We start from the raw sequence: 5,765 nt of genomic DNA, 5'->3' as shown, positions 1-5,765 counted from the left end.
CAGCAGCATCAGCGCGGGCTTCTAGCCCTCGCCCGGCGCGGCCGTCAGTCCACCGGGCTGGCGGCCGCTCGCCGCTTGCGGACCTTCTTCGCGACCCACCAGACGACCGAGCCGACGATCACCGCGTAGACCGCGTAGTTGAGCCAGTTGCTGTAGGTCTCGAGGTTCTGCCACCGCTCGCCCAGCAGATATCCGCCGCCGACGAAGAGCAGGTTCCACACCCCGCTGCCGATCGCCGTGAGCAGCGTGAAGAGGCCGAGCCGCATGTGGTTGGCGCCGGCCGGGATCGAGACCAGGCTGCGCACCACCGGCGCACACCGTCCGAACAGGACCGAGCCCTTCTCGTGCCGCTCGAACCAGCGGTCCGCCTTGTCGAGGTCGGCGGCCTCGACCAGCGGGATCTTGTCGAGCCAGCGCTTGATCCGGTCCTCGCCCAGCGCGTACCCGAGCCAGTAGAGCAACAGCGCGCCGATCACCGATCCGGCCGTGGCCGCGATCCAGACCAGCACGACGTTGGTCTTGCCCTCGCCGGCCAGATATCCGGCCATCGACAGCACGATCTCGCTGGGGATCGGCGGGACGACGTTCTCCAGGGCCACCAGCAGGCCGACGCCCACCTCGCCCAACGACTCGATGACCGACGCGACCCATCCGGTGAGCCCGCCGGCCTGCGTGAGATCGGCTTCGGCCATGCACCATGCTTACCCGGCAAACCTGAAACGAACCTGAAGCCGGTCCGCTGGAGGATATGCCGCTCATCGGTATATGCTCGCGGCATGACCGAGCCGATGCGGGAACCGACCTTCCTCGTCCTCACCGCTCTCGCCGGCGAGCCGCAGCACGGTTACGCGGTGATCGAGGACGTGTCCCGGATGACCGGGGGCCGGGTGCGCCTGCGGGCCGGCACGCTCTACGCCGCGCTGGACCGGCTGCGCTCCGACGGGCTGATCGAGGTCGACCGCGAGGAGGTCGTGCAGTCCCGCCTGCGGCGGTACTACCGGCTCACCGGGCTGGGCGCCGAGCGCCTCGCCGCCGAGTCGGCCCGGTTGCGCGAGCAGGCCGCGATCGCCGAGCGCCGGTTGCGCGGCCGGGGAGTTTCGGGATCGGCCGCACCGGTCACTTAGGCCGTGCATGAGCGACCGGTGGTATCAGAAGGCCGTCATCTACTGCCTCGACGTGGACACGTTCGCCGATCACGACGGCGACGGCTGCGGCGACTTCCGGGGGCTGATCTCCCGGCTCGACTACCTGGCCCGGCTGGGCGTGACCTGCATCTGGCTCAACCCGATCCACCCGACGCCCAACCGCGACGACGGCTACGACGTCACGGACTTCTACAACGTCGACCCGCGCTTCGGGACCCTCGGGGACTTCGCCGAGCTGCTGCACCAGGCGTCGAACCGCGGCATCAAGGTGATCATCGACCTGGTCGTGAACCACACGTCGGACCAGCACCCGTGGTTCCAGTCCGCCCGCTCGTCGCCGGATTCGCCGTACCGCGATTGGTATGTCTGGTCCGAGACCGCACCGCCCGACCGCCACCAGGGCATGGTCTTCCCCGGCGAGCAGGCGACCACGTGGAGCAAGGACCGCACCGCCGGGCTCTGGTTCTACCACCGCTTCTACAAGTTCCAGCCCGACCTCAACATCAACAATCAAGAGGTACGCGAGGAGATCAAGAAGATCTGCTCGTTCTGGCTGCAGCTCGGCGTCGCCGGGTTCCGGATGGACGCCGTGCCGTTCATCATCGAGCAGACCGAGGCGGGCAATCCCGACTCGCCCAAGGACATGGGCTTCCTCTCCGAGCTGCGCCAGCACGTGCAGTGGCGCCGGGGCGACGCGGTGCTGCTGGCCGAGGCCAACGTCGAGCCGGCGCAGCTCGTCGACTTCTTCAGCGACGCCGGCGGCTCGTCCAGCCGGATCCACATGCTCTTCGACTTCATGCTGAACGGGCGGCTGATGCTGGCGCTCGCCCGGGAGAACCCCGAGGGCATCGTCGACGCGCTGCAGGACACGCCGACGCTGCCGGTGGGCGCGCAGTGGGCCACCTTCCTGCGCAACCACGACGAGGTGGACCTGTCCCGGCTCACCGCCGACCAGCGCGCCGAGGTCTTCGAGAAGTTCGGCCCGGACGAGAACATGCAGCTCTACGGGCGCGGGATCCGGCGCCGGCTGGCCCCGATGCTGGGTGGCGACCGCCGGCACCTCGAGCTCGCGTACGCGCTGCAGTTCAGCCTGCGCGGCACGCCGGTGCTGCGGTACGGCGACGAGATCGGGATGGGCGACGACCTGACGCAGGACGGCCGCAACGCCATCCGTACCCCCATGCAGTGGAGCCTGCTGCCCAACGGCGGTTTCTCGACCGCCCAGAAGGACCAGCTCGTGCGGCCCGTGATCTCGGGCGGCGACTACGGGTACGAAAAGGTCAACGTCACCCTCCAGCGTCACGACCCGGCCTCGCTGCTGTCCTGGTTCGAGCGGATGATCCGCACGCTGCGCGAGGCGCCCGAGGTGGGCAGCGGGTCCTGCAAGCACGTCGACGTGCCGGTGCCGACCGGCGTGCTGGTGCACCGCTGCGACGACGTGAGCGGCACGATGGTCTTTGTGCACAACCTATGCAACAATCCCGGAGTCGTCGACCTGAGCAGCCTGGCCGCCGAGGCGGAGTTCCCCAACGACGTCCTGGCTGATCAGGAGTATGCCGAGCCGGGTGCGCTCGATAAGTTGGAGATCGCGGGGTACGGATACCGCTGGATCCGCCTGCGTCGTTCATGATTCTGGGAGGTTCGATGTCCGACCGTGTTGCGATCGTCACCGGAGGGGCCCGCGGCATCGGGGCGGCCACCGCCAGGAAGCTCGCCGAGGACGGCATGGCCGTCGCCGTCGTCGACCTGGACGAGGGGTCCTGCGCCGAGACGGTCAAGGCGATCGAGGCGGCCGGGGGCAAGGCGATCGCGGTCGGGGCGGACGTGTCCAAGGCCGAGCAGGTCACCGCCGCCGTCGAGCGGGTGGCTGCCGAGCTCGGCCCGCCGACCGTGCTGGTCAACAACGCCGGCGTCCTGCGCGACAACCTGCTCTTCAAGATGACCGACGACGACTGGGAGACCGTGATGGCGGTCCACCTGCGCGGCGCGTTCCTCTTCAGCCGCGCGGTGCAGAAGCACATGGTGGACGCCGGGTTCGGCCGGATCGTCAGCATGTCCAGCACGTCGGCGCTGGGCAACCGCGGCCAGGCCAACTACGCGACCGCGAAGGCCGGCCTGCAGGGCCTGACCAAGACGCTGGCGATCGAGCTCGGCAAGTTCGGGGTCACCGCCAACGCGGTGGCGCCCGGATTCATCATGACCGACATGACCCAGTCCACCGCCAAGCGCGTCGGGGTCGATTGGGACGCTTTCGTGAAGAACGCGGTGAGCCAGATCCCGGTCGGTCGCGGCGGGCGCCCCGAAGACGTGGCGAACACCGTATCCTTCCTGGTCAGTGAGGGCGCCGGTTTCGTGTCCGGACAGGTCATCTACGTCGCCGGTGGTCCCCGCGCGTAATCGTCCGGTTGCTCCCGGGCGCTACAAATGACCTGTGGAGAAGCGCACTGTGAAACGACGGATGACATCTCGTAGCGTGTCGCTGACCAGCACTTTCCTCCTGCTGGCGGCCGGCGGGGTGGCTGCTTGCGACAACGGCGACGACACCCAGGAGGAGGGCTTCTACTGCGCCGATGAGAACGGTGTCGTGGTCGACGAGGACAACTGCGACGACGACAACGACCGCGGCGGCGTGGGGATTGTCCCGTTGTTCTTCATCTGGCACTCGTCGAGCTATCGGCCGGGATATGCGGTCGGCTCCAGGCTGCCCGCCGGGGGCAGCAAGTTCGCGTACAACGACCGGGCGGCCCGTTCGTCGTTCGGGTTGCCCGCGAGTGGGCGGATCAGCAACGGCACGGTGAAGACCAGCGTGGTGGGCAAGGGCGGCGGCGGCACCTCGGGCAGCAAGTCCTCCGGCAGCAAGTCCGGCGGCTGACTTGCGGCGACTTCCCTATGGCCCGGTGCGCGACGGGTGGCGGCTCACCAACTACAGCCTCGGGCTGACGTACAACGACACCGAGCTGCCCGACGGGACGATGATCTCGTACTGGCAGGAGGGGCCGTACTACGAGTTCTCCGCGGCCGAGATCGAGGAGCTGGAGACCGCCACCGCGACGCTGCAGGCGATGTGCGTCGAGGCCGGCGACTGGATGGTCGAGCAGTGCCCGCGGCGTACGGTCGAGGGCCGCAAGGCGGGCTACTTCTCCTCGATCTGCACGCCCGAGTCCTGCTTCCTGGCCAAGATCGGCATCCCGGAGTTCGCGCACGAGCAGATCATCCGGACCTGGTTCGACGGCGACGCGGACACGTGGACGCACTACGACAAGGACCCGGAGATGCGGCTCCCGATGGAGACGCCGGACTTCTCGCCGAGCATCTACGGCCGCTTCGACCTCTGGTACAACGGCGCCGGCACCACCCCGCGGCTGCTCGAGTACAACGCGCAGACCCCGACGGCGCTGGTCGAGGCCGCGGTCATCCAATGGCACTGGGCCGACCAGACCAACCTGACCCAGCACCCGTGGCGGCAATGGAACTCGATCCATGACCGCCTCGTCGGGTGGGAGGCGGCCGACGGCGAGCCGGCCGATCCCGGCGCCTGGCGTCGCAACATCAACAAGCTCCGCGAGGCGCGCACCTGGCTCCCCGAGAAGCCGAAGATCTTCTTCGCGTACGAGACCTCGGAGACCAGCGGCGAGGACCGGATGAACGTGGCCTACCTGATGGCCACGGCCGAAGAGGCCGGATATCCGGTCGAGCTGATCGCGATGAGCCAGATCGGCTGGGACGTGGCCGGTGACCGCGTGGTCTTCGTGCCGGCGCCCGGGCAGGAGCACAAGGCCGAGCCGATCAACATCATCTTCATGCTCTATCCGTGGGAGTGGTTCTGGAACGAGGAGGGCGGCAAGGCCTTCTTCCGGAACATGGCCGACCCCACGAAGCACGGCACGGTGTGGATCGAGCCGCCGTACAAGGCCGCGCTGCTCGGCAACAAGGCGATCCTGCCGGTCCTCTGGCGGTTGTTCGGCGACGATCCCGTGCGCAGCAAGTACCTCCTGCCGGCCTACTTCGCCGAGTCCTCGTCCGCGGCCAAGCTGACCAGCTATGCCCGCAAACCCATCTGGGGCCGGGAGGGCGGTTCGGTCACGCTGGTGCGCGACGGCAAGCCGATCTCGGACAACCCCAGCGAGTACGGCACGGACGGCCGCTTCGTCGTGCAGGAGCTGTGCGAGCTGCCCTCGTTCGACGGGCTGGAGGGCGTGGTGCACCCGGTGATCGGCTCCTGGCTGGTCGACGGCGAACCGGCCGGCATGGGCATCCGCGAGGGCATCGGCGAGGACGGCCTGATCACCAAGGACCGCTGCAACTTCGTCCCGCACATCATCACGTGATGAGCGAGCCCGATCTCGTGGAGATGGCACGGTCGGTCATCGACGCCAACCGGTACATGGTGCTGGGCACGTCATCGCCGGACGGCAGCCCTCGCGTCTCGCCGGTCTACTTCACCCATCACGGCTACCGCGACTTCTACTGGGTTTCCGACCCAGGCTCGCACCACTCCGCGAACGTCGCCGCGCGCCCGCCGGCGACGGCGGTGATCTTCGACTCGACGGCGGCGGTGGGCCAGGGCAAGGCGGTCTACCTGACCGGTGTGGCGGCCCAGGTCGCCGACGAGGACCTGCC

Annotated in this window: 7 protein-coding genes; 6 read left to right on the top strand and 1 reads right to left on the bottom strand. The window is 68.5% G+C overall.

What is annotated here, in order from left to right:
- Window positions 1-44: 44 nt before the first annotated feature.
- Window positions 45-692 carry a DedA family protein gene (locus tag AB0M20_RS23635; protein ID WP_364301532.1) on the bottom strand — a complete coding sequence of 216 codons (648 nt, stop codon included), beginning with the start codon at window positions 690-692 and terminating at the stop codon, window positions 45-47.
- Between the two features lie 84 nt (window positions 693-776).
- Between AB0M20_RS23635 and AB0M20_RS23630 the strand changes: the two genes are divergently transcribed.
- From AB0M20_RS23630 to AB0M20_RS23605, 6 genes are all read left to right on the top strand, one after another.
- Complete coding sequence (locus tag AB0M20_RS23630) at window positions 777-1,124, top strand: PadR family transcriptional regulator (protein WP_364301530.1); 348 nt, start codon at window positions 777-779, stop codon at window positions 1,122-1,124.
- 7 nt (window positions 1,125-1,131) lie between these two features.
- Window positions 1,132-2,775 carry an alpha-amylase family protein gene (locus AB0M20_RS23625; RefSeq protein ID WP_364301528.1) on the top strand — a complete coding sequence of 548 codons (1,644 nt, stop codon included), beginning with the start codon at window positions 1,132-1,134 and terminating at the stop codon, window positions 2,773-2,775.
- A gap of 14 nt (window positions 2,776-2,789) precedes the next feature.
- The gene (fabG, locus tag AB0M20_RS23620) at window positions 2,790-3,542 is read left to right on the top strand and encodes a 3-oxoacyl-ACP reductase FabG (protein ID WP_364301526.1); all 753 of its coding nucleotides are present in this window, start codon (window positions 2,790-2,792) and stop codon (window positions 3,540-3,542) included.
- A 61-nt stretch (window positions 3,543-3,603) separates the two neighbouring features.
- Entirely contained in the window at window positions 3,604-4,017 is a 414-nt protein-coding gene (locus tag AB0M20_RS23615; RefSeq protein ID WP_364301524.1) for a hypothetical protein, read from the top strand.
- A 1-nt stretch (window position 4,018) separates the two neighbouring features.
- Window positions 4,019-5,473 (top strand): glutathionylspermidine synthase family protein, encoded by a 1,455-nt coding sequence (locus AB0M20_RS23610; RefSeq protein WP_364301522.1) that lies wholly within the window; start codon window positions 4,019-4,021, stop codon window positions 5,471-5,473.
- Window positions 5,473-5,765, top strand: a 293-nt coding sequence (locus tag AB0M20_RS23605) for a pyridoxamine 5'-phosphate oxidase family protein (protein WP_364301520.1), incomplete at its 3' end; no start/stop codon positions are given. The genes AB0M20_RS23610 and AB0M20_RS23605, both read left to right, overlap by 1 nt.

Source organism: Actinoplanes sp. NPDC051633, assembly GCF_040681735.1.
In the GTDB taxonomy this organism is placed as follows: Bacteria; Actinomycetota; Actinomycetes; order Mycobacteriales; family Micromonosporaceae; genus Actinoplanes.
Note: the sequence above shows the minus strand (reverse complement) of the source record. Positions and strands in the feature narration are given on the sequence as shown.

Excerpts from the sequence above, each read along its gene's own strand:
- AB0M20_RS23635 (WP_364301532.1), bottom strand. The coding sequence starts at position 692 with ATGGCCGAAGCCGATCTCACGCAGGCCGGCGGGCTCACCGGATGGGTC.
- AB0M20_RS23630 (WP_364301530.1), top strand. The coding sequence starts at position 777 with ATGACCGAGCCGATGCGGGAACCGACCTTCCTCGTCCTCACCGCTCTC.
- AB0M20_RS23625 (WP_364301528.1), top strand. The coding sequence starts at position 1,132 with ATGAGCGACCGGTGGTATCAGAAGGCCGTCATCTACTGCCTCGACGTG.
- fabG (WP_364301526.1), top strand. The coding sequence starts at position 2,790 with ATGTCCGACCGTGTTGCGATCGTCACCGGAGGGGCCCGCGGCATCGGG.
- AB0M20_RS23615 (WP_364301524.1), top strand. The coding sequence starts at position 3,604 with ATGACATCTCGTAGCGTGTCGCTGACCAGCACTTTCCTCCTGCTGGCG.